This window comes from Ruegeria sp. HKCCE4148 (genome assembly GCF_017872495.1).
Taxonomy (GTDB): Bacteria; Pseudomonadota; Alphaproteobacteria; order Rhodobacterales; family Rhodobacteraceae; genus Ruegeria.
On record NZ_JAEDOS010000003.1, the window covers coordinates 333,522 to 354,903 of the forward strand.

Annotated in this window: 22 protein-coding genes; 12 read left to right on the forward strand and 10 right to left on the reverse strand. The window is 56.1% G+C overall.

Annotated features, from left to right (window positions below; all coding sequences use genetic code 11):
* Nucleotides 1-6: 6 nt before the first annotated feature.
* Together glnA and I9187_RS11445 are read right to left on the reverse strand one after the other, a co-directional pair.
* Nucleotides 7-1,413 carry a type I glutamate--ammonia ligase gene (gene glnA / locus I9187_RS11440; RefSeq protein WP_171179577.1) on the reverse strand — a complete coding sequence of 469 codons (1,407 nt, stop codon included), beginning with the start codon at nt 1,411-1,413 and terminating at the stop codon, nt 7-9.
* Nucleotides 1,414-1,446: 33 nt separating this feature from the next.
* On the reverse strand, nt 1,447-1,785 hold the full coding sequence (locus I9187_RS11445; RefSeq protein WP_171179579.1) for a P-II family nitrogen regulator: 339 nt from the start codon (nt 1,783-1,785) through the stop codon (nt 1,447-1,449).
* A 169-nt stretch (nt 1,786-1,954) separates the two neighbouring features.
* Between I9187_RS11445 and I9187_RS11450 the strand changes: the two genes are divergently transcribed.
* The 3 genes from I9187_RS11450 to tig all read left to right on the forward strand — a co-directional run bounded on the left by I9187_RS11450 (nt 1,955) and on the right by tig (nt 6,509).
* The gene (locus I9187_RS11450) at nt 1,955-3,559 is read left to right on the forward strand and encodes an NAD(P)H-hydrate dehydratase (RefSeq protein ID WP_171179581.1); all 1,605 of its coding nucleotides are present in this window, start codon (nt 1,955-1,957) and stop codon (nt 3,557-3,559) included.
* A 308-nt stretch (nt 3,560-3,867) separates the two neighbouring features.
* A complete protein-coding gene (locus tag I9187_RS11455; protein ID WP_171179582.1) occupies nt 3,868-4,992 on the forward strand; it encodes a porin in 1,125 nt (374 codons plus the stop codon).
* 185 nt (nt 4,993-5,177) lie between these two features.
* Nucleotides 5,178-6,509, forward strand: coding sequence for a trigger factor (gene tig, locus I9187_RS11460; protein WP_171179584.1), 1,332 nt, complete (start codon nt 5,178-5,180; stop codon nt 6,507-6,509).
* Nucleotides 6,510-6,607: 98 nt separating this feature from the next.
* Here tig and I9187_RS11465 read toward each other — a convergent pair whose 3' ends face one another.
* The 6 genes from I9187_RS11465 to rpsF all read right to left on the reverse strand — a co-directional run bounded on the left by I9187_RS11465 (nt 6,608) and on the right by rpsF (nt 10,374).
* A complete protein-coding gene (locus I9187_RS11465; RefSeq protein WP_171179586.1) occupies nt 6,608-7,456 on the reverse strand; it encodes an acyl-homoserine-lactone synthase in 849 nt (282 codons plus the stop codon).
* Nucleotides 7,457-7,552: 96 nt separating this feature from the next.
* Nucleotides 7,553-8,254: a LuxR family transcriptional regulator gene (locus I9187_RS11470; protein ID WP_171179589.1), complete on the reverse strand. Its 702-nt coding sequence runs from the start codon at nt 8,252-8,254 to the stop codon at nt 7,553-7,555.
* Nucleotides 8,255-8,492: 238 nt separating this feature from the next.
* The gene (locus I9187_RS11475; protein WP_171179591.1) at nt 8,493-8,978 is read right to left on the reverse strand and encodes a transglycosylase SLT domain-containing protein; all 486 of its coding nucleotides are present in this window, start codon (nt 8,976-8,978) and stop codon (nt 8,493-8,495) included.
* Between the two features lie 153 nt (nt 8,979-9,131).
* Complete coding sequence (rplI, locus tag I9187_RS11480; protein ID WP_171179592.1) at nt 9,132-9,752, reverse strand: 50S ribosomal protein L9; 621 nt, start codon at nt 9,750-9,752, stop codon at nt 9,132-9,134.
* 12 nt (nt 9,753-9,764) lie between these two features.
* Nucleotides 9,765-9,992 (reverse strand): 30S ribosomal protein S18, encoded by a 228-nt coding sequence (gene rpsR / locus I9187_RS11485; protein WP_005608650.1) that lies wholly within the window; start codon nt 9,990-9,992, stop codon nt 9,765-9,767.
* A 28-nt stretch (nt 9,993-10,020) separates the two neighbouring features.
* Nucleotides 10,021-10,374: a 30S ribosomal protein S6 gene (rpsF, locus tag I9187_RS11490; RefSeq protein ID WP_171179594.1), complete on the reverse strand. Its 354-nt coding sequence runs from the start codon at nt 10,372-10,374 to the stop codon at nt 10,021-10,023.
* A gap of 283 nt (nt 10,375-10,657) precedes the next feature.
* On the opposite strand from rpsF, the gene I9187_RS11495 reads away from it, so the two are divergent.
* Nucleotides 10,658-11,176 (forward strand): hypothetical protein, encoded by a 519-nt coding sequence (locus tag I9187_RS11495; RefSeq protein ID WP_209509306.1) that lies wholly within the window; start codon nt 10,658-10,660, stop codon nt 11,174-11,176.
* Between the two features lie 125 nt (nt 11,177-11,301).
* The gene (locus tag I9187_RS11500; protein ID WP_171179600.1) at nt 11,302-11,874 is read left to right on the forward strand and encodes a YceI family protein; all 573 of its coding nucleotides are present in this window, start codon (nt 11,302-11,304) and stop codon (nt 11,872-11,874) included.
* A gap of 91 nt (nt 11,875-11,965) precedes the next feature.
* On the opposite strand, the gene I9187_RS11505 is transcribed toward I9187_RS11500, so the two are convergent.
* Complete coding sequence (locus tag I9187_RS11505) at nt 11,966-13,186, reverse strand: cytochrome b/b6 domain-containing protein (RefSeq protein WP_209940198.1); 1,221 nt, start codon at nt 13,184-13,186, stop codon at nt 11,966-11,968.
* Between the two features lie 174 nt (nt 13,187-13,360).
* Between I9187_RS11505 and fabD the strand changes: the two genes are divergently transcribed.
* The 7 genes from fabD (at nt 13,361) to mltG (ending at nt 19,684) form a co-directional block, all read left to right on the forward strand.
* The gene (fabD, locus tag I9187_RS11510; RefSeq protein ID WP_171618778.1) at nt 13,361-14,299 is read left to right on the forward strand and encodes an ACP S-malonyltransferase; all 939 of its coding nucleotides are present in this window, start codon (nt 13,361-13,363) and stop codon (nt 14,297-14,299) included.
* A 42-nt stretch (nt 14,300-14,341) separates the two neighbouring features.
* A complete protein-coding gene (gene fabG / locus I9187_RS11515; protein ID WP_171234507.1) occupies nt 14,342-15,079 on the forward strand; it encodes a 3-oxoacyl-[acyl-carrier-protein] reductase in 738 nt (245 codons plus the stop codon).
* Between the two features lie 208 nt (nt 15,080-15,287).
* The gene (locus tag I9187_RS11520; RefSeq protein ID WP_050602116.1) at nt 15,288-15,521 is read left to right on the forward strand and encodes an acyl carrier protein; all 234 of its coding nucleotides are present in this window, start codon (nt 15,288-15,290) and stop codon (nt 15,519-15,521) included.
* Nucleotides 15,522-15,659: 138 nt separating this feature from the next.
* On the forward strand, nt 15,660-16,199 hold the full coding sequence (locus I9187_RS11525; RefSeq protein WP_171179607.1) for a GNAT family N-acetyltransferase: 540 nt from the start codon (nt 15,660-15,662) through the stop codon (nt 16,197-16,199).
* 123 nt (nt 16,200-16,322) lie between these two features.
* Nucleotides 16,323-17,066, forward strand: coding sequence for a 1-(5-phosphoribosyl)-5-[(5-phosphoribosylamino)methylideneamino] imidazole-4-carboxamide isomerase (locus I9187_RS11530; protein WP_171179609.1), 744 nt, complete (start codon nt 16,323-16,325; stop codon nt 17,064-17,066).
* A 194-nt stretch (nt 17,067-17,260) separates the two neighbouring features.
* Complete coding sequence (fabF, locus tag I9187_RS11535) at nt 17,261-18,526, forward strand: beta-ketoacyl-ACP synthase II (RefSeq protein ID WP_171237789.1); 1,266 nt, start codon at nt 17,261-17,263, stop codon at nt 18,524-18,526.
* A complete protein-coding gene (gene mltG / locus I9187_RS11540; RefSeq protein WP_171179613.1) occupies nt 18,527-19,684 on the forward strand; it encodes an endolytic transglycosylase MltG in 1,158 nt (385 codons plus the stop codon).
* 85 nt (nt 19,685-19,769) lie between these two features.
* Here mltG and I9187_RS11545 read toward each other — a convergent pair whose 3' ends face one another.
* Nucleotides 19,770-21,035: a DEAD/DEAH box helicase gene (locus I9187_RS11545; RefSeq protein ID WP_209940199.1), complete on the reverse strand. Its 1,266-nt coding sequence runs from the start codon at nt 21,033-21,035 to the stop codon at nt 19,770-19,772.
* Nucleotides 21,036-21,382: the final 347 nt, after the last annotated feature.

Consider the following 21,382-nt stretch of genomic DNA (forward strand, 5'->3'; position numbering starts at 1 on the left):
CCCAGCTTAGCAGCTGTAATACATGCCGTATTCAACCGGGTGCGGGGTGTGCTCGTAGGTTTCGACCTCTTCCATTTTCAGTGCGATATAGCCGTCGATCTGGTCTTTGGTGAAAACGTCGCCCTGCAGCAGGAAGTCGTGATCAGATGCCAGAGCTTCCAGAGCTTCGCGCAGGCTGCCGCAAACGGTCGGAATGTCGGCCAGTTCTTCGGCAGGCAGATCGTACAGGTTCTTGTCCATGGCTTCGCCCGGATCGATCTTGTTCTTGATACCGTCCAGACCAGCCATCAGCAGTGCGGCAAACGCCAGATAGGGGTTCGCAGCCGGATCCGGGAAGCGGGCCTCAACGCGCTTGGCTTTCGGGCTTTCCGTCCACGGAATACGGACACAACCCGAACGGTTACGGGCCGAGTAGGCGCGCAGAACGGGCGCTTCGAAGCCGGGGATCAGACGCTTGTAGCTGTTGGTCGCCGGGTTGGTGAAGGCGTTCAGGGTCTTGGCGTGCTTCAGGATGCCGCCGATGAAGTACAGTGCTTCGTCTGACAGGTCGGCGTATTTGTCACCTGCGAACAACGGCTTGCCGTCTTTCCAGATCGACATGTTCACGTGCATACCAGTGCCGTTGTCACCCGCGATCGGCTTCGGCATGAAAGTCGCCGATTTGCCGTAAGCATGCGCAACGTTGTGGATAACGTATTTGTACTTCTGCAGCTCGTCCGCTTGTTTGGTCAGGCTGTCGAAGATCAGGCCCAGTTCGTGCTGGCACGAGGCAACCTCGTGGTGGTGCTTGTCGACCTTCATGCCTAGACGCTTCATGGTCGACAGCATTTCCGAACGCAGATCCTGCGCTTCGTCAACCGGGTTCACCGGGAAGTAGCCACCCTTGACGCCCGGACGGTGGCCCATGTTGCCCATCTCGTACTCGGTGTCGGTGTTCCACGACGCGTCGGTCGCATCAACTTCGTAGGATACTTTGTTGATACTATTGGAGAAACGAACATCGTCAAACAGGAAGAACTCGGCTTCCGGACCCATATAGGCAACGTCGCCGATGCCGGATGCTTTCAGGTAAGCTTCGGCTTTCTGAGCAGTACCGCGCGGGTCACGCTCGTATGCTTCGCCAGTGTCGGGTTCAACAACCGAGCAGTGCAGGCAGATGGTCTTTTCCGCGTAGAACGGATCGACATAGGCGCTGCCTGTGTCGGGCATCAGTTTCATGTCCGAAGCTTCGATCGATTTCCATCCCGCGATGGACGAACCGTCGAACATAAAGCCTTCTTCCAAGAAGTCCTCGTCGACCTGATCGGCCATGATCGTCACGTGCTGAAGCTTACCGCGCGGGTCGGTGAAGCGGATGTCGACGTATTCTGCGTCTTCTTCCTTGATCAGCTGAAGAACTGCGTCCTTGCTCATTCTCTTGTTTCCTCTGACTTGAAGATTTGAGTTTTACAGCGCGTCCGAACCGGTCTCGCCGGTACGGATACGGATGGCTTGTTCAATTGGTGAGACAAAAATTTTGCCATCACCGATTTTGTCGGTTTTTGCGGCCGAAACGATGGCTTCGATGGCGGCATCGACCTGATCATCGTCCAACACGACCTCGACCTTCACCTTGGGCAGAAAGTCGACGACATATTCTGCGCCACGGTAGAGTTCCGTGTGTCCTTTCTGGCGGCCGAAGCCTTTGACTTCGATCACGCTGAGGCCCTGGACGCCGACGTCCTGTAATGCCTCTTTCACTTCGTCCAGTTTGAACGGCTTGATGATCGCTTCGATCTTTTTCATCCCGGCTCACCTCGCATGGTTGTCAGACCCGCAGTGATCACGTCTAAGATCAGGCGGCAATGTGATTGCGGAATTGTTGTGCGGCGGGCAGGGCGAATTTCGAGGCTGGGTGAGATTTTGGGCATGTTGCACAAAAAGTAATCGAAATTGAATCGCGGAAAGGATTGAGATGACAGAGTTGCTGACAGCGGCCCAAATGCGGGCGATTGAGCGGGCCGCCATCGAGTCCGGTAAAGTGACAGGTCTGGAACTGATGGAACTGGCCGGGCTGGGCGTTGTCGACGCGATCTTCGAGGAATGGCCGGAGTTGCGGGATCGAGGGGCCAGCCCCTCGAGCTCCCCGAGGTATTTGGGGCCAGATGAAGGGGATCCCCGGCGCGCGGTGGTTTTGTGCGGGCCTGGGAACAATGGTGGCGACGGGTTTGTTGTTGCGCGTCTTCTGCGAGAGTTAGGATGGGAGGTTGAGGTTTTTCTGTATGGGGAACCAGAAAAGCTGCCTCCGGATGCGCGGGTGAATTATGAGCGGTGGGCCAAGCTTGGCGAAACGCATGCCAGGGTCATCGATCCTGCGCCGTTTCATGACGATTATTTGCGCTTTCCCGACAGATTTGACCTGATTGTTGATGGGCTGTTCGGAACCGGGTTGACGCGTCCCTTTAGCGGCGTGTTTGCTCACTTGGCTCTCGAAGAAACAAGATCTCTAGTTCGAGAGAAGGGCGCGCGCATCGTCTCGATCGACACCCCAAGTGGTCTGTGTGCAGACAGTGGTCATGTGATCGGGAATGCGATTGAAGCCGATCTGACGGTCACCTTCCATGCAAGAAAGATTGGGCATGTGGTGGCCGATGGACCGTTGAAGTGCGGCAACGTCAGAAACAAGTCCATCGGTCTTGCTCATTCTGAACCCGACCAAGTCGTACGCTTGATGTCTTCACAGGATGTTTTGGTCGCGAAAGAAGTCTCTGGTCACAAATACACCCACGGTCACGCCCTAATCCTGTCGGGCGGTTCCGGAAAAACCGGCGCGGCGCGGTTAGCGGCGCGGGGGGCGCTACGAATTGGGGCCGGGTTGGTAACATTGGGGGTACCGCCCTCGGCACAGATGGAAGTGGCCAGTCAGATCACAGCTTTGATGATGCAACGGGTTGAGGGGGCGGAGAGTTTGGCTGAGGTCCTGAGCGACACGCGCCTGAATGCGCTTTGTCTGGGGCCAGCGCTTGGATTGCAGCGAGCTCGTACGTTGGTTTCTGTGGCTTTGGCGGCGAGACGGGCGACAGTGTTGGATGCCGATGCCTTGTCAGCTTTTGCAGACGATCCGACCGTCTTATTTGAGCAGATTCACGAGAAATGCGTTCTGACTCCGCATGGTGGAGAGTTTGCGAGGCTTTTCCCGGACATTGCAGAGAAGCTGAATGCGGTGCCAACCAAAGGTCCGGCTTATTCCAAGGTTGACGCTACGCGGGCCGCGGCGAAACGGGCGGGGTGTGTGGTTCTCTTCAAAGGGCAGGATACGGTGATTGCGTCACCAGATGGGCAATGCTCGATCAATGCGGCGTGTTACGAAAGGGCGGCCCCCTGGCTGGCAACCGCTGGGTCCGGCGACGTGTTGGCGGGTTTCATCACGGGTTTGCTGGCTCGTGGGTTTGCACCGATGCAAGCGGCCGAGACGGCGGCGTGGCTGCATATGGAATGCGCGTGCCAATTCGGGCCCGGTTTGATCGCCGAAGATATTCCAGAGCAACTGCCCGAAGTGTTTAGAAAGATGAATATTTGAGTGTGTTGGCGGGGAATGGCTCAATCCACACAAAACCGGCAAAATTCCGCCGATCGCGTCTGTATGATGACAGAGCGAGTGTTTGCCAGACACACATTCGGACGGCACAGTTTTTCTGAGCACCTCCGAAACGGATTGGCGGTGATGTGTTTAAGTTAATGAAATACATTGTAAAACTTTCACGACCGCTGTGCCCAGTGTTGCGAATTTGCAATTCCTTTACAAAACAGCGCGCTGTTATCTGGAACGTCGATGCTCGGTAATCAATTAGACGGGGTGAAAGACCCGAACCATTCATGGTGAGTGAAATGACTTTTAAATTCAAAACCCTATCCGTTGCCGCCACGTTGACAGCGACGACGGTCATCCCGGCTGCGGCAGAACTGAAATATGAAAACAACACTGGTGGTTATGTTCTGCTGTACGGGCAACTGCACCCTGCGCTGATCTCGGTCGATGACGGACAAGATACCGAGACCCGCGTTCTGGACAACGATTTGTCGAACAGCCGCGTGGGCCTGCGCCTGATGCAGCCATATGGCAGCAATGAGTTCCAGTTTTGGTTCGAAACGGGTCTCGGTTTGCCGGGGTCCGCGTCGGCCGATCAATTTGGAACCAACGCTGATGGCTGGAATCGCGAAGACATTCGCCACGTGGATTTCTCGCTCAAGGGCGGCTATGGCAAGTTCTCAGCCGGTCAGGGCAGTATGGTCGCTGATGGTGCCGCAGAGGTCGATCTTTCGTATGTCGGAACTGCGTTGTATTCGTTTACCAATGATGAAAACGCAGGCTTCTTTTACCGCGATACGACCGGTTTGCTGAGCGGAATTACTGTCGGAGACAGCGCAAGCAACTTTGACGGCGGGCGCCGTGGGCGTGTGCGGTATGATACGCCATCGTTGAATGGGTTTTCGGCTGGTTTTGCGTATGGTCAGAATATTCTGTCCAGCAGCGATGATGATGACTATTACGACGTTGGCCTGTTCTATGAAAACACCTTTGCCGGTGGTGTGAAATTCGCAGCAGCCATTGCTTATGCGGTGAGAGATCGGGATGACAATTCCGGGGATAGCAAAGACACGATAGGCTCTGCGTCGGTTCTGCTGCCGAGCGGTCTGGGATTTACGATCGCGGGTGGTACGCGTGACGATGATCAGGCTGGTGCAACGGATCCGAATTACTGGTACGGCAAAATCTCGTACGAAGGAAACTGGATTTCATGGGGAAAGACGGGTGTCGGTATTGATTACTATGACGGTTCGGATTTCGACAGCAACGGGTCGGACACCAAGGCCTGGGGTATCGCGGTGGTTCAGAAAGTCGACGCGATCGATACAGACGTTTACCTGAAATACCGCAACCACGACTTTGATGACGGATCATCCTTTGACAACAACGAAGCCTGGGTTCTGGGTGCGCGTTGGAAGTTCTGATCGACGTGACAGCGCCAAACGTAAACGCCCCGGTTTCCGGGGCGTTCTTTTTTGCGGTTTAGGCGATCAAATGCTGTTGGATTCCGCCTTTGCCCCTTGCACGTAAGCTGCTGGCCAAATAGAAGGCGTCAAATTTGCCCGGCGCGCCCTTTTTGCGCGCCCCGAATCCTATGGGGACTACCATAATGCAGGTTACCGAGACGCTGAACGAAGGTCTGAAACGTGGCTACAACATCGTTGTGACCGCAGCCGAGCTGGACGACAAGGTCAATGAAAAGCTGACCGAAGCGCAGCCGGAAATCGAAATGAAAGGTTTCCGCAAGGGCAAGGTGCCGATGGCGCTGCTTAAGAAGCAGTTTGGCCAGCGCCTGCTGGGTGAAGCGATGCAGGAAAGCATCGACGGTGCGATGAACCAGCACTTTGAAGACAGCGGTGACCGCCCTGCGCTGCAGCCCGAGGTCAAGATGACCAACGAGGATTGGAAAGAAGGCGACGACGTTGAAGTGGCGATGTCTTATGAGGCACTGCCTGCAATTCCCGAGGTTGACCTGAAGTCGGTCGAGCTGGAGAAGCTGGTTGTCAAAGCTGACGATGCTGCTGTGGAAGAAGCACTGAACAACCTGGCCGAAACTGCGCAGGATTTCAAAGCGCGTCGCAAAGGTTCGAAAGCCAAAGATGGCGATCAGATCGTATTCGACTTTGTCGGCAAGGTTGACGGCGAAGAGTTCGAGGGTGGATCGGCCGAAGATTATCCTTTGGTTCTGGGCTCGAACAGCTTCATCCCTGGCTTTGAAGAGCAGTTGGTTGGTGTGAAGGCTGAAGAAGAAAAGGACGTCAACGTCACTTTCCCCGAAGAATACGGTGCCGAGCACCTGGCTGGAAAAGATGCCGTTTTCACTTGCACCATCAAAGAAGTGAAGGAGCCGGTGGCCGCAGAAGTAAACGACGAACTGGCCATGAAATTCGGCGCCGAAGATCTGGACGCCCTGAAAGCGCAGATTTCCGAACGTCTGGAAGCAGAATACGCCGGTGCATCGCGTGCGGTCATGAAGCGCACTCTGCTGGATGTGCTGGACGAGAAAGTCTCGTTCGACCTGCCGCCGTCGCTGGTGGAAGCCGAAGCCAAGCAGATCGCGCACCAGCTGTTCCACGAGGAAAACCCGGACGTGGAAGGCCATGACCACGGCGAAGTGGAGCCCACGGAAGAGCACACCAAGCTTGCAGAGCGCCGTGTACGTCTCGGTCTGCTGCTGGCCGAGTTGGGCCAGAAGGCCGAGGTTGAAGTGACCGACGCGGAAATGACACAGGCGATCATGAACCAGGCGCGTCAGTACCCGGGTCAAGAGCGTCAGTTCTTTGAGTTCGTTCAGCAGAACGCTCAGATGCAGCAGCAAATGCGTGCGCCGATCTTTGAAGACAAGGTTGTCGACTATGTGTTCGAGCTGGCTCAGGTCAGCGAAAAGGACGTGAGCAAAGACGATCTGCAAAAAGCCGTAGAGGCTCTGGAAGAGGAGTAATCCTCTTCCGCCCATTCCCAATGGGCACAAAGCAACGGAGCCGCCTGTTGATCAGACGGCTCCGCATGGGTGGCTTTTGTATCTATGAGGTGAGGGGGTCAGGCCTCATGAGCAAAAGCGCGGGGGGTTTCTAAAAGAGCGGTTCTCTGCTCTGGGGTGAACGTGTCCATCAGCGTCTCTATCAGCTTAAGGACATCCTGCCGCTCAGCTTCGGTTTTTGCGGCGTTCATCTGTTCCACAAAATACTTCTCAAGATCGGTGAGCGGTTGGTGGTTGGTGTTGGCTGGCGCTTCAGTTTTGCCCTGAGCAAACAGTTCCAGCGCCTGTTCATCGGACATAAAGACATCGTGATCGATGCCAGCATAGTCGCGGATGCCCGAAATACGCTCGTCTGAGCAATCCATCAGAGCTGCCATTGCCACCACTTTACCCATAGGTTTGGCTGAGCCAAGGTAGTCATATGGAGCGTTTCCTGATCGCTGGAGAACGCGGTTCATGACCGGGTCGATGACGGCGATCGAATCCAGCACGCCAGCGGTTTTTGCATATTCGAACGATCCGATCATGACCTCGCTGGTGACATAGGACACAGAGTTTTTGCCGCGGCCGCGGCCCAGTTTCTTGGTGTCGACGCAGAAACGGGTTGCTTCCCAAACCTGCGAACTGCGGAGTGGTGGCTCTCCGTCCAAGATCGAGTTGAATACGTCCGACAACATGTGTGGACCAGTTGTCTGCAACAGGCGCATACAACCGACGACTTCCCCCTCGTCGTTGATGCTGACCACATGCGCAGGATTTAGGTCGTCGAACATGTCGCGCTCGCGACCGTCCACGATATTAACTTCCCAGCCCAAACGATCCCCGAACACACGAGCCCGAAGCTTGAACATATCGTCCAGGACGTCTTTGAATTTATGTTGGTTGATACCATCAATTACGATGATCATTTCCATCCCCCTGCAGTCTGGTTACCGTGACACAACATTTAACCATATTGTGATCGGGGACTATTGGGGATTTCCCGTATTTTTGCGATTTTTTACTTAACCCGGTGCTATTAAGCCCAGACCTATTGCCCGTCCGATGGCTTGGGGAGTGGTCAGCGCGCCCAGTTTTTCCCGACCCGACCGCATGTGAACCTCAACCGTTCGGTGCGAGATAGACAAAATATCGCCGACATCTTGTTGGGATTTGCCTTCGGCAACCCATTGCAAAATCTCTTTTTCGCGCGTGGACAGGGCAGGGAGGTAAAGCGCTTTGGCCAGAACGCCAGACTGCATAACCATGTCATGAGCATGCACAGCCGCCATTTGCAGATCGCCCATAACATGCTTTTTCAGCTTTTCCCACTCACCGTCTGAACAATCGCGTGTCACGCTGAGAATCCCGCACTCGCCATAAGGACCACGAACAGGGACAGTCAACCCGCGTGGGGTAATGCCAAAGTCATGCGCGTCGCGAAAAACAGCGTTGAAGTTTTCGTCCTGATTAAAGCGGCTCCAATCGACCGGGGCGATGCTTAGAACGGATTGATAGATTGTGGGATCGAAATGGTGATACCCGTGGCTGCCATAATGAATCTTCCACTCGTCAGGATAGTTTGCATATCCTTGCACATCCCCTTTGACAGGGTTCATCGTGGCATAGGACGCGTAGTCGAATCCAAGCTCCTCGCAGACAGAATTTATAACGTCTGCGGTCGACTTTTCCTCGTGGTCAAGCGCGGCCAAGTCTATCAGTTTCACCTGTCCAACCTTTGTTTAGCCCTTCCCATCCCTCAAGAAGTGCCAAGTTTGTCCGTATTCAACGCTACGTTGCGTCAACCGATGCGCAAAGCGCAAGGGAAGTGTTCATATCTCGCAGTTTGGTGCGTGTTTTGCGCAACATTAAACCTCGAATGCGGCTGAATATGGTGATATTGCGGGGGATTTGACGTGAATTCGCGTCGAATGTCCATAGTTAATCGCTAGATTGTGCAGACTGCTACTGCGATTTCAATCCAGTTTCTACCAGCAATCCGCGGGCTTTGGCCTCGGGCCAATACCCTTTGGCATACAGAAAGATCGCGCGTTGCTGGTCTCCATCAGACAGCAACCATGCCCCGCGCAGGTATTTGCCTGCGAATTCTAGGTTGGTATCCGCGTCCAGCAATCCTTCGGCATTGCCTTTGTATCCCATGGACCGTGCTGTGGCTGGGAGGATCTGCAATAGCCCATAATATGGGCGGTTCACTGCCCATGGGCGGTGTGTGCTTTCGCGGATGGCCAGTTTATGCACAAGCTCACGGGGCAGCTCGTAATGGTCTGCCCATTTGTTGATCGACGCTCTGAGTTCAGGGGTTTCGTTTGGATATAGCGGTGGGTTGTATAGGGACGTGTCCGCTTTGGAGACTTCTCCGCCACCACAGGCAAGCAGTGGCGTTGCGAACAAAAGAGCAAGAATGCTGCGGCGAGGGTAAACAGGCATCATGAATCTCCGGTCAATAGGGCGCTATGATATGGAACGTTTGTCCGGTCGCAACACTAGCGATCAATTTGGGCCGAAATTTGCTGGTGTGACTGCGGCGCACAAAAAAGGCCGCACAAATTGCGCGGCCTTTGGATTGGTAGGTTCGAAACCTGATCAGGCTTTCGCTTCGTCTTCCTCAGCAGGAGAGACTTCGGCAGCCAGGTCATCATCATCTGACGCAGCCGAGCCGATGTCGTCGAACAGTTCGGCGATTTCGAATTCAGCAGCGGCTTCTTCTTCAGCAGCCAGTTCCTGGATCGATTTACCCGATGCCTGAAGTTCAGCTTCTTCTTCCGAACGAGCAACGTTCATCTTGATCGCGACTTCGACCTCGGGGTGGAGACGAACACCAACGGTGTGCAGACCCAGTTCCTTGATCGGAGCAAGCAGGACGACCTGTTTCTTGTCGACGGTGAAACCGGCCTCAGTCGCAGCGTCTGCCGCGTCACGCGGGGTGACAGAGCCGTACAGAGCGCCAGCATCGGATGCCGAGCGAATCACGATGAACTGCTGACCGTCCAGCTTTTCAGCCAGTGCTTCAGCTTCTTTCTTGGTTTCCAGGTTGCGGGCTTCCAGCTGCGCTTTCTGGGCTTCGAACGAGGCGATGTTCGCATCGGACGCGCTCAGCGCTTTGCCTTGGGGCAGCAGGAAGTTGCGGGCATAGCCGGGCTTGACGTCAACGACGTCGCCCATCTGACCCAGTTTCGCAACGCGTTCCAGCAGGATAACTTGCATGTCAGTGTCTCCTTACTTCACGGCGTAGGGCAGCAGGGCGAGGAAGCGGGCGCGTTTGATAGCACGGGCCAGTTCACGCTGCTTTTTCGCCGAAACGGCGGTGATGCGCGAAGGAACAATCTTGCCACGCTCAGAGATGTAGCGCTGCAGCAGACGGGTGTCCTTGTAGTCGATTTTCGGCGCGTTCTCACCCGAGAACGGGCAGACCTTACGACGGCGGAAAAATGGTTTTGCGGCCATGGTTTAGTGTCCTTTCCTCAGGCGGTGATCAACGACGCTCGCGGCGGTCGCCACGTTCGTCACGCTTCTGCATCTGAATCGACGGGCCGTCTTCGTGGCCGTCGACCTTGATGGTCAGAACACGCATGACATCGTCATGCAGGCGCATCAGGCGTTCCATTTCCTGAACCGCACCCGAGGGGGCATCGGTCTTCAGGAAGGCATAGTGGCCTTTGCGGTTTTTGTTGATCTTGTAGGCCATCGTCTTGACGCCCCAGTACTCGCTGTCGACGAGGCTGCCGCCATTGTCGGCCAGTACGGTGCCAAAGTGTTCGACGAGGCTTTCCGCCTGCGCGTTGGACAGGTCCTGACGCGCGATCATTACATGCTCATACAGTGGCATGTGCACTCCTGTTTATATCAAGGCGCATTTCATAGGCGGGGCCATCTGGTCCTTCGCGACCCTGCCACGAGAGGCTGCGCGATTCATATGACTGCGAAGGATGGCCCCGTATACACGTTTGAGCGGGCGGGGCAAGCCCTGCCACATATGCCTTTGAGACGCCGCCCAATTTCCTTTGGGGTGCCCAATTGCTGACGCTTTTCGGCTCAAAGTTGTTTTGCATACCGGACGATACCCGGAGCCAATTTTTATTCGACAGTAACCTGACAAAAGGTGAAATGTTATGACCGCGATGAACACAAACACATACCGGGAAGATGCGGCGGGATCGCGTTTTGAGCACTCGGTCCCGGTAATGATTGCCTTCGCGCCGAATTGGAAGGCGCGTCTGATCCTGGTGCGGATGGTTGGCGCTTTTCTGATCGTATCGGCGTTTTCCATGTGGCTGATGCCGGGGTCCGTCATTGAGGCTGAAGTCTGGCCCATCAAGATGGCCGCTTCGATGCTGTTTTTGATCGTTGGTGTCAGCCTGCTGACAATCGAGGTTCTTGATCCTCGTCCTGATGCCTATTTCGACCCAATTCGCCGCGAAGTACGAGTGCTGCAGAAGAACGAGGACGGGCGTCCGCAGACTGTTTTGCGCCGCAGCTATGACTCTTTGGGTGGTGCGCGTTTTGAAGAGAATGAAGTTCATCTGTTTGACGTGGACGGAAGCTTGTTGATGAAGCTGCCGCTTGAATCGGCGGATGTCAGCCGAGCTCTGAAAGGACAGCTGAGCAAAAGCGTAACAATTTTCGGCTGATATTTATTCTGTTCAAAAAGGAACAGAAATTGTTAGCCAACAGAGGTTGTGTGCCGCCCTAGGGCGGCACATCTTGTTTTTGAGCAACCCCATCGGCTTGCATTCACAAAAACGCGGAGATTGTTATGAAATCCACCCTTCTTGCTGCTGCTTTGGCCGTTTCGGCGACTGCTTCGTTCGCCAGCGCTGAGAAATACGTGCTGGACCCCAGCCACAGCCAGGTTCTTTTCAGCTATGACCACCTTGGGTTTTCGACCACCTATGGCATGTTCTCGGGCTTTGAGGGCGAGATCTTGTTTGATCAGGAAAACCCTGCGGCGTCCAGCGTCAGCGTTTCGATGCCAGTCATGGAGATGTTCACCGGCTGGAAGCCGCGCGAAGATCACTTTATGACCGAGGATTTCTTCGGCGCTGCCGAGGGCGATCTGATCACTTTCACTTCGACCGGTATCGAGGTGACGGGCGACGACACCGCCAACATCACCGGCGATTTGACCATGAATGGCGTCACCAAATCCGTTGTTCTGGACGCCAAGTTGAACAAAGCGGACAGCCACCCGATGGCCAACAAGCCTTGGGCCGGCTTCAACGCAACGACAACTTTGGTTCGCAGCGATTTCGATCTGGGTCAGTTTGCACCGTTTGTCGGTGACGAAGTTCAGGTTCAAATCTCGATAGAGGCCCAAAAGGCCGACTAAAGCCCACATTGCTAAAGACAAAGCCGCCGGTGAGCATTTCACCGGCGGTTTTTTGTTGAACCGTCCTTTTTCCGCGTGGATAGCCCTAGGATCATTCCGCGCGGGTAGCTGTAAGGTCGACGGAAACAGAGACGGCAAATCCCAGGGATTCCTCGGTGGGCTGTGACGTGCCGACATCAAATTCCAAGCGGTTCAAATCAACCGAGCCAGACATTACGGCTGTTTCACCCTCAACATCCAGCGAGAAGGGCAGCACGATATCAATCGTTTTGTCGCGAATTGTCAGGGGGCCGCGAGCTTCAAACCCGGTTTCGGTCCTGAAGAGGTCAGCAGTGAATTGAGTAGTGGGGAATTGCGCCGTATTGAAGAAATCGGCACCCATGGCCTGCTCGGTAACTGTACCAAGATTGAGCGAGCCAATGGCAATGGTGACGTCCACTGATCCCGCAGGTCCGACTTGCGCCGGGTCGTCGAATGTGATGGCCGCCGTCCAGTCTGTAAAGGAACCGGTGACGGGGCTGCCCAGTTGCGAGATCGTAATCGACAGAGTGCCTGTCTGAACTTGCCAGTCTGATTGAACCTCGGCCAGTTCGATGTCGGCGTCTCCAGCTTCCCGAGCGAATTCACCCGTGACCCAACCGCCCGTCAAAACCATAGCCCAGACCGCCAAAGCGGCAACTGCGGGAACGAGAGAATGGTGTTGTCGCGGGGGTTCAGGCGCATCCGAACGTCCTGGCAGCATTCTGCGCAACGTGCTGTCTTTATCGACGACATGGTGTTTCAACGCGCCAGCGATGTGCAGAACCAGAGAACCGACCAAAACCCACATGAACAGCCAATGAAGCACGCCTGTAACCTCGGCCAGTACGTCGGACTTGGGAACAAAGGGCAAGTTTTGCCCAAAAGGCCATAGGATCGGAGCAAAGCCTTCTGTTGCGGCGTGGTGAACCCACCCGCTGAGAGGAACAAGAACCAAGGATCCATAAAGAAGCCAGTGAACGGTCTCTGCGGCGAAGGCCTCAGGCTTGTTTTCGGCATTCAAAAGGCCGGGCTTTGTTTGGGTGAGGGCCCACAGGATACGCGCCAATGCGACGAAGAACACTGCGATCCCGACTGTTTTGTGCAGCGAAAAGACGCGCGCTGCGCGGGCGATCTCGGCTTCGGTTGGTGCGGTGTCTGCGTGAAGAACCGCATATGCAAGGTTGTCTGCGACCCAGCCGAGCGGCAAGGTCGTCAGGATCAGCAGGGCTGTGAGCCAGTGAAACGTCTTTGCAACGCTTCCGTAGCTGGAAAAGGAATTGGTCGCGGCCATGGGTCGTGGACTCCGAGATTCTTGATCTTGTCCAACGTAAAGCTGACAGAATGAGACACAAGTAAGCGCGGGCGCACAGCAACAGTGCCAGAATGCAGAACGCAGGCAGCGCTTGTGCCAGACGAGCAGTCAGTTTACACCCCGCCGCAACCTAACAGCATGCATGAGGTTGCAATGACACTCGCGTTCGTTTTTCCGGGGCAGGGCGCCCAGACAATCGGTATGGGCAAAGCGCTGGCCGAGGCTTACCCGGCGGCGCAAGCCATCTTTGATGAGGTGGACGACGCTCTGGGTGAGAAACTGAGCAGCCTGATCTGGGATGGCGATATCGCTGAGTTGACGCTGACACAGAATGCGCAACCCGCGTTAATGGCAACGTCAATGGCCGCAATGCGTGCCTTGGAGGCCGAGGGTGTTTCAATCAGCAAGACCGCTTTTGTGGCGGGGCACTCGCTTGGTGAATATTCCGCTTTGGCCGCTGCTGGAGCGTTATCGGTTGCCGACACCGCGCGCCTGTTGCGCACGCGCGGGCAAGCCATGCAAAGCGCCGTGCCCGTGGGTGAGGGGGCCATGGCCGCTGTTCTCGGGCTGGACCTTGAAGCGGTACGCGCCGTTGCCGAAGAGGCCGCGCAGGGCGAGGTATGTCAGGCGGCCAATGACAACGACCCAACCCAGGTTGTTGTGTCCGGTTCAAAAGCCGCCGTTGAGCGTGCTGCTGAGATCGCCAAAGAAAAAGGGGCTAAACGTGCAGTTATGTTGCCTGTAAGTGCTCCATTTCACTGTGCGCTGATGCAACCTGCTGCAGATGTAATGGCGGAAGCCCTTGCTGCAGTCGAAATTAAGGCACCTGCAGTGCCGTTGGTCGCCAATGTACGCGCTGAGGCGGTCAGCGACCCTGATTTGATCCGTCAGTTGCTTGTCGAACAAGTGACGGGCTCGGTGCGCTGGCGCGAAAGCGTGCAGTACATGGCTGCGCAGGGTGTGACCGAGACATGGGAGATTGGCGCCGGCAAAGCACTCTCTGGAATGATCCGTAAAACCGACCGTGCCATCGCCGGCAAAGCTGTGGGTGCGCCGGAAGATGTTCATAAGGCCCTTCAGGCCGAATCGTAAGCTGAATGCGCGTCTTTGCCGACGCACCAAGAGGGAAACTGTATGTTTGATTTGACAGGTAAAAACGCACTGATCACTGGTGCGTCAGGGGGCATCGGTGGTGACATTGCACGTGCACTGCACGGCGCGGGTGCAACGGTTGGGTTGTCCGGTACACGGGTCGAACCGCTGCAAGCCCTTGCTGATGAGCTTGGCGAGCGTGCACATGTACTGCCTTGTAATCTGAGTGATCCCGAAGCTGTGGAGGCGCTGCCGAAGCAAGCGGCCGAGGTGATGGGATCGGTCGACATTCTGGTCAACAACGCCGGTATAACGCGCGACAATCTGTTTATGCGTATGTCAGACGAGGAATGGCAAAGCGTCATTGACGTGAACATGACCTCGACCATGAAACTGTGTAAAGGCGTGATCCGGGGCATGATGAAGGCCCGATGGGGGCGCATCGTGAATGTCTCGTCCATCGTGGCGGCTATCGGTAATCCGGGGCAAACTAACTACGCCGCTTCAAAGGCCGGAATGATTGGTTTTTCCAAGGCCTTGGCCCATGAAGTTGCAACGCGCGGTATCACCGTAAATGCCGTGGCGCCGGGTTTCATCACAACGGCAATGACAGAAAAGCTGAGCGAGGATCAGAAAAAGGGTTTGTTGACCAAGGTTCCGGCGGGCCGCATGGGCGACCCCAGAGAAATTGCTGCGGCGGTTCTGTACCTCGCAAGCCCCGAAGCAGGCTATGTCACCGGAAGCACCTTGCATGTGAACGGCGGTATGGTCATGTTGTGATCGCATCAGGGGCGAGCGCGAAAGCGTTTGCCTCTTGCGTCGACTATGCTATAGGCGGCGCATCTATGCGGGGCCGGTCTTTCAGGTCGGCCTTCTACTTTCCCGGTTTCCCGGGACCCAAACCGCCCGAAACGGGCAAATCAAAGCCAACCCGTGCGGGCAAGGGCAGAATCGGGCAGACCGCCCTGTAAAGGAATGAGGAATAGATATGAGCGACGTCGCAGATCGCGTTAAGAAGATCGTTGTTGAGCACCTGGGTGTTGAAGAAGATAAGGTCGTTGAAAACGCGTCCTTCATCGACGATCTGGGCGCAGACAGCCTGGACACTGTTGAGCTGGTTATGGCCTTCGAAGAAGAGTTCGGCATCGAGATCCCCGATGACGCAGCCGAAACCATTCAAACATTCGGCGACGCGGTTAAGTTCATCAGCGAAGCGTCCTAAGCGTTTCTATCTGATCAAAAGCGGCGCTTCCGAGCAACGGAGGCGCCGTTTTTTTGTGCCCGATCAAATTTCGGTCTTGCGTGGTCATTTTCCACTGCGCACTGTTTCCATTGAGGCAAAACTCAAAGTGGACAGGGCATGATAAGATCCACTCCAATGATAAATACCGCGCGTTTGACGCTTTGCGCCATGCGCCCCGAGGATTTTGAGCGGTTCGCCGAAATCTGGCGTGACCCTTGCGTCGTTCAGAATATTGGCGGGACGCCACGGTCACGTGGCGAAGCGTGGGATTCGTTTCTGCGAAATGCTGGGCATTGGCAAATGGCCGGATTCGGCCAGTGGGGCGTAATGCAGCAGTCAACGCGTACGCTGATAGGGCAGGCAGGGTTCTTCTACGGCAACCGACGTATGGGGGAGGATTTTGACGGTTTCCCCGAAGCCGGTTGGATCCTAGCCCCCGAAGCTCAGGGCCAAGGGTTGGGATATGAAGCGGCCAAGGCCGCCCATGATTGGTTTGATCGGGTGATTCCCGGACCTTTGGTTGCAATGGTGAACGCGTCGAATACGTCTTCGCAGAAGCTCGCGAAAAAGCTGGGCTATGTTCTGATCCGTGAAGGGGTATATAATGAAACCCCGGTGCATTTGTTGCGGCGCAACGGACCACCCGCCCGCGCGTAATTCCGCCAGTTCGCCTATATGCCGCAAAATGGCCAAACTGTGCCGATCCCGGTAAATCGGGTTTGGAATGTGTGATCTATGCTGCCGGGGATTTTCAGAGCGATTGAGCGGAGGAGCAAGCTCATGAGGATTTACCCCACGATGGAACTGCAGAACGGCCGGTGTGTCACGCTGGATAAAGGCCGTCTGGATAACGCGATGATCTGGCATGTGAATCCGGTTGAAACCGCGCGGAGCTGGGCCGAGGCAGGTGCCGAATGGATGCATCTGACTGATTTCGACGCGATTGAAGGCAAGGACACCAACGCCCAGCTGATTGAGGAAATCATTCGCGGAGCAGAGATTCCCGTGCAACTGGCCGGCGGTATGCGCACACGTGAACAGGTCGAATACTGGATCGACAAAGGGGTGGGGCGTGTCGTTATCGGCACGTTGGCCGCGCTGGAGCCGAATCTGGTCAAAGAACTGGCCAAGCTCTATCCGGATCAGATCGTGCTGTCTGTCGACGTCTGGCAGGGATTTGTCATGACGGATGGCTGGCGTAACCAGAGCGCCTTTACACCCGAGGCATTTATTGACGCGTTTGAGGGCGTTCCGTTTGCAGCGATTGTCGTCACGGATATCGATAGCGACATGGAAGATGTAGACGCGCAGCTTGGTTTGATTTCCGGGATCGCCGGGCATTCCCGGACCCCGGTAATTGCAAGCGGAGTCGTGCGCACGGCGGACGATATATCCCGTCTGGCCTATATCCCGAACATTTCGGGCGCAATTGTCGGGCGGGCGCTGTTCCGAAAGTCGCTGGAATTGTCAGATGCTCTGGAGATGGCTAAGGCCGCACACGAGCCAGTGGCGCAGTTCCAATAAGCCGAATAAACAAACCATCCCGCCCTTTCTGCTGCGCGCGTGAAAGGGCGGGTACTGTGTTTTCCTTAAAATACGCGTTTCTCTGGGTGATCGGCGGCAGGATGCCGGCGCGGAAATCGCCCTTGCTCTTGCCCCCGGACCCCGGGCCGGGGTATGAGCGGTTCTCATAACAGGAAGCAGGCAAGAGGCACTTCATGCGCAGAGTCGTTGTAACCGGTCTTGGATTGGTCACTCCTTTGGCCAGCGGGGTCGAGGAAACATGGTCGCGGTTGCTGGACGGGGAATCCGGCGCAGGCCCCATCACGCATTTCGACGCTGAGGCAAGCGGGGTCACAACGACCTATGCCTGCGAGGTGCCGCGCGGGGATGGTACCAACGGAACGTTCAATCCTGACGATTGGATGCCGCCGAAAGAACAGCGCAAGATCGAAGACTTCATCCTGTATTCGATTGCGGCCGCGGAAATGGCCTGCAAGGACGCCAACTGGTTGCCGGAGGATGAGGAAGACCGTCTGCGAACAGGTGTTCTGATTGGTTCGGGTATTGGTGGGTTGGGCTCGATTGCCAACACCGCTAATCTGATCCGCGACAAGGGTCCGCGCCGGGTGTCACCGTTCTTTATTCCGGGTGCTCTGATCAACCTGGCCTCGGGTCAGGTGTCGATCCGCCACGGTTTCAAAGGGCCGAACCACTCTGTTGTGACCGCATGTTCGACTGGTGCCCATGCGATTGGCGATGCCAGCCGTATTATCCGCGCGGGTGATGCGGACGTCATGGTTGCAGGTGGCGGCGAAGGCTGCATCTGCGAGATCGGGATTGCAGGTTTCAATGCCTGTAAGGCGCTGTCGACGAAATATGCAGACGACCCGAAGAAAGCCAGCCGTCCCTATGACGTCGACCGCGACGGGTTCGTCATGGGCGAGGGTGCGGGCATCGTGGTGTTGGAAGACTACGAACACGCAAAAGCACGTGGAGCCAAGATTTATGCCGAAGTTCTGGGTTATGGCATGTCGGGTGATGCGTATCACATCACCGCGCCGTCAGAGGATGGCGATGGGGCCGAACGTTCGATGAAGGCCGCGCTGCGCAGTGCCGGGCTGGAGCCGAAAGATCTGGACTATATCAACGCGCATGGCACCTCGACCATGGCGGATACGATTGAGTTGGGTGCTGTGGAACGCCTGCTGGGCGATCATGCGTCAAACGCCACAATGACATCGACAAAGTCAGCCACTGGGCACTTGCTGGGGGCTGCGGGCGCGATTGAGGCAATTTTCTCGATTCTGGCAATCCGTGATCAGGTTGCGCCGCCGACGATCAACTTGGACAACCCGGCGGTCGAAACACCGATTGATCTGGCACCGAATGCCAAGCGCGAGCGTGAGATCAACGTGGCTCTGTCAAACTCGTTCGGGTTTGGCGGTACCAATGCCAGCGTGATCTTTGGAAAGGTCAGCTAAATGTGGCGGGCCATTGCTTCGAATGCTCTGACCATGTTGGTGGTCGGCCTGTTCCTGATGGGCGGTCTGATCCTTTGGGGGCAATCCCAGTACAAGGCGGAAGGCCCGCTTGAAACCGCAATCTGCCTGCAGGTCAGAAGCGGATCGAACATGACGCGTGTCAGTCAGGAACTGCAAGAGCAAGGCGCGATTACCAATGCGACGCTGTTCCGGATGGCAGCGGACTACACCGACCGCGCGCAGCAGCTGAAAGCCGGTAGCTTTCTGGTGCGCGAAGGCGCGTCGATGGAGCAGATCATCGCTGAGATTACCAGCAGCGGTGCCAGCACCTGCGGATCCGAGATCGAATACCGCATCGGCGTGACCCGTGCCCAGACACGGGTGCGCGAGCTGAACCCCGCGACGTTGGAGTTTGATGAAATCGCGTCTTTCGATGCGTTGGAGGAAGAGGCGCCAGAAACCTATACCAAAAAACGTAACGAGGCCGATACCAGGTACCGTGTGTCGTTGGCCGAAGGCGTGACCTCGTGGCAGGTGGTTGAGGCGTTGAAGTCCTTCGAGGCGCTGGCCGGAGAAGTGACTGAGATTCCGGCCGAGGGGATGTTGGCTCCAGACAGCTATGACATTGTGGCCGGTCAGGACCGCAACGACGTCCTGCAAGCCATGCAAGATAAACAGCAGCTTCGGATCAATGCGGCCTGGGAAAACCGTCAGGATGGCTTGCCGCTGGAAAGCCCCGAAGAGATGCTGATCCTTGCTTCGATCATCGAAAAGGAAACCGGAGTTCCCGAAGAGCGTGGTCAAGTAGCCAGCGTGTTCGTGAATCGCCTGAATCAAGGGATGCGGTTGCAGACGGACCCGACGGTCATCTACGGCGTGACCAAAGGGCAGGGCACTTTGGGTCGGGGTTTGCGGCGCAGCGAGTTGAATCGCCCAACGCCGTGGAACACGTACCAAATCGATGGGTTGCCGCCGACCCCGATTGCGAACCCAGGTTTGGCAAGTCTTGAGGCTGCTGTTGCGCCGGATGACACCAGCTTTGTGTTCTTTGTGGCCGATGGTACCGGCGGTCATGCGTTTGCAGAGACGTTGCAGGAGCACAATCGTAACGTAGCCAAGTGGCGCGAGATTGAAGCCGAGCGGAACTCGGGGAATTAATCCGAACCTTAAACGCTTTCAAAAGAAACGCCGACGTCAGAGGGTTGTCTGACGTCGGCGATTCATTTTGAATTAGGTGTGGGCGCTACGCAGCAGGACGCCTGCGGCGGGGACGTCGACCTTTTGACCCTGAAGGTTTGCCAGCACCATTTGCCGGTTTGGGCTTGAACCCCCGGCGGCGGTTGTTCTGGCGACGCGCCGGTTTTTGAGTTTCTATCCCTTCGGGCATGGAGCCGCTTGCCACTGGAATTTCGATCTTCATCAGCTTCTGAATCTGAAGCAACAAATCGACTTCTTCCGGAGAGCAGAAGGCAATAGCCTCACCTTCGCGCCCGGCACGGGCTGTGCGGCCGATACGGTGGACATAATTATCTGGCACTTCGGGCAGGTCGAAATTGATGACATAGGCAACACCGGGGATATCGATACCACGGGCTGCGACGTCGGTGGCCACCAGGACATTGACCTCGCCTGCGCGAAACGCCTTGATCGCGCGGTCGCGTTGCCCCTGGCTTTTGTTGCCATGGATCGAAGCGGCGTTGTAGCCGTCGGCCACCAGTCCCTTCATCAACCGCTCGGCCCCGTGTTTAGTGCGCGAAAACACCAGCGTTAGGGCATTGCTGTCTCGTGAGAGAATCTCGCGCAGTTTGGCTGGCTTTTCGGGTTTTGAGACGAAATGCACGGACTGAGTAATTTTATCGGCGGCCTTGCCCGGAGGCGAAACCTGCACCCGTTGCGGGTTATTCAGATAGGCTCGGCTGAGTTCTTCCATTTGCTTGGGCATGGTCGCGGAAAACAGCATGGTTTGACGCGGCGTTCCCAAAGCGGGTGCAATGCGACGCAATGCGTGAATAAAGCCAAGATCAAGCATCTGGTCTGCCTCGTCAAGCACGAGATGCCGGACTGCGCCGAGGTCAACCGCGCCTCGGTCCATTAGGTCAATCAAGCGACCGGGGGTTGCGACCAGAATATCAGTGCCACGGGACAGGAACATGATCTGCTTGTTGATCGATTGTCCGCCCACAACGATCGCCACACGCAGCTTGGAGCCTTTGGTTAGGAAGCGCAGGCTGTCGGCGATTTGGTTCACCAGTTCGCGGGTCGGTGCAAGGATCAGCGCTTTGGCTGTCTTTGGATCAGGTTTTCCCGGCTGAGCCAGCAGGTGGTCGATCAGAGGTAGGCCAAAGGCCAGTGTCTTGCCTGTACCAGTTTGGGCCAGCCCGAGGATATCGTGCCCATTCAGCGCCAGCGGAATGGCTTGATTCTGGATCGGGGTGGGTTGTGTGAAATTGGCGCTCTTCAGTGCTTTGTTGAGTGCGGGGGCAAGGCCCAGCATGTCGAAGTCGAACAAAAAATTATCCTTTTTGTCCGGAGCTATCGCCCACGGACAGATCGTGACGGGTCGCATGTGGCGACCAGCAGGGTTGTGCGAGACCTCGGGACGGGCAGGCGCACCCTGCGCTATCCGGTCGTCGCGTCAAGAACCCTGCGTGATGGGGAACTGTAATGTGGATCGGGCGCTGTAGGGCGGAAGAGGTCCGCGCAAGCTCACGCAGCAGCGCTTTGATTGGCGGCAAATGGGGGTTGAGGGAAGGATTGTCAAGCTAGCATTTGTAAATGGAGCCATGCGTTGGCAGCGAGGGTGTCAAATTTAACGCGTTTCTTAGCCCGGTTTTGAGTGACGTCCTGAAGCAAGAG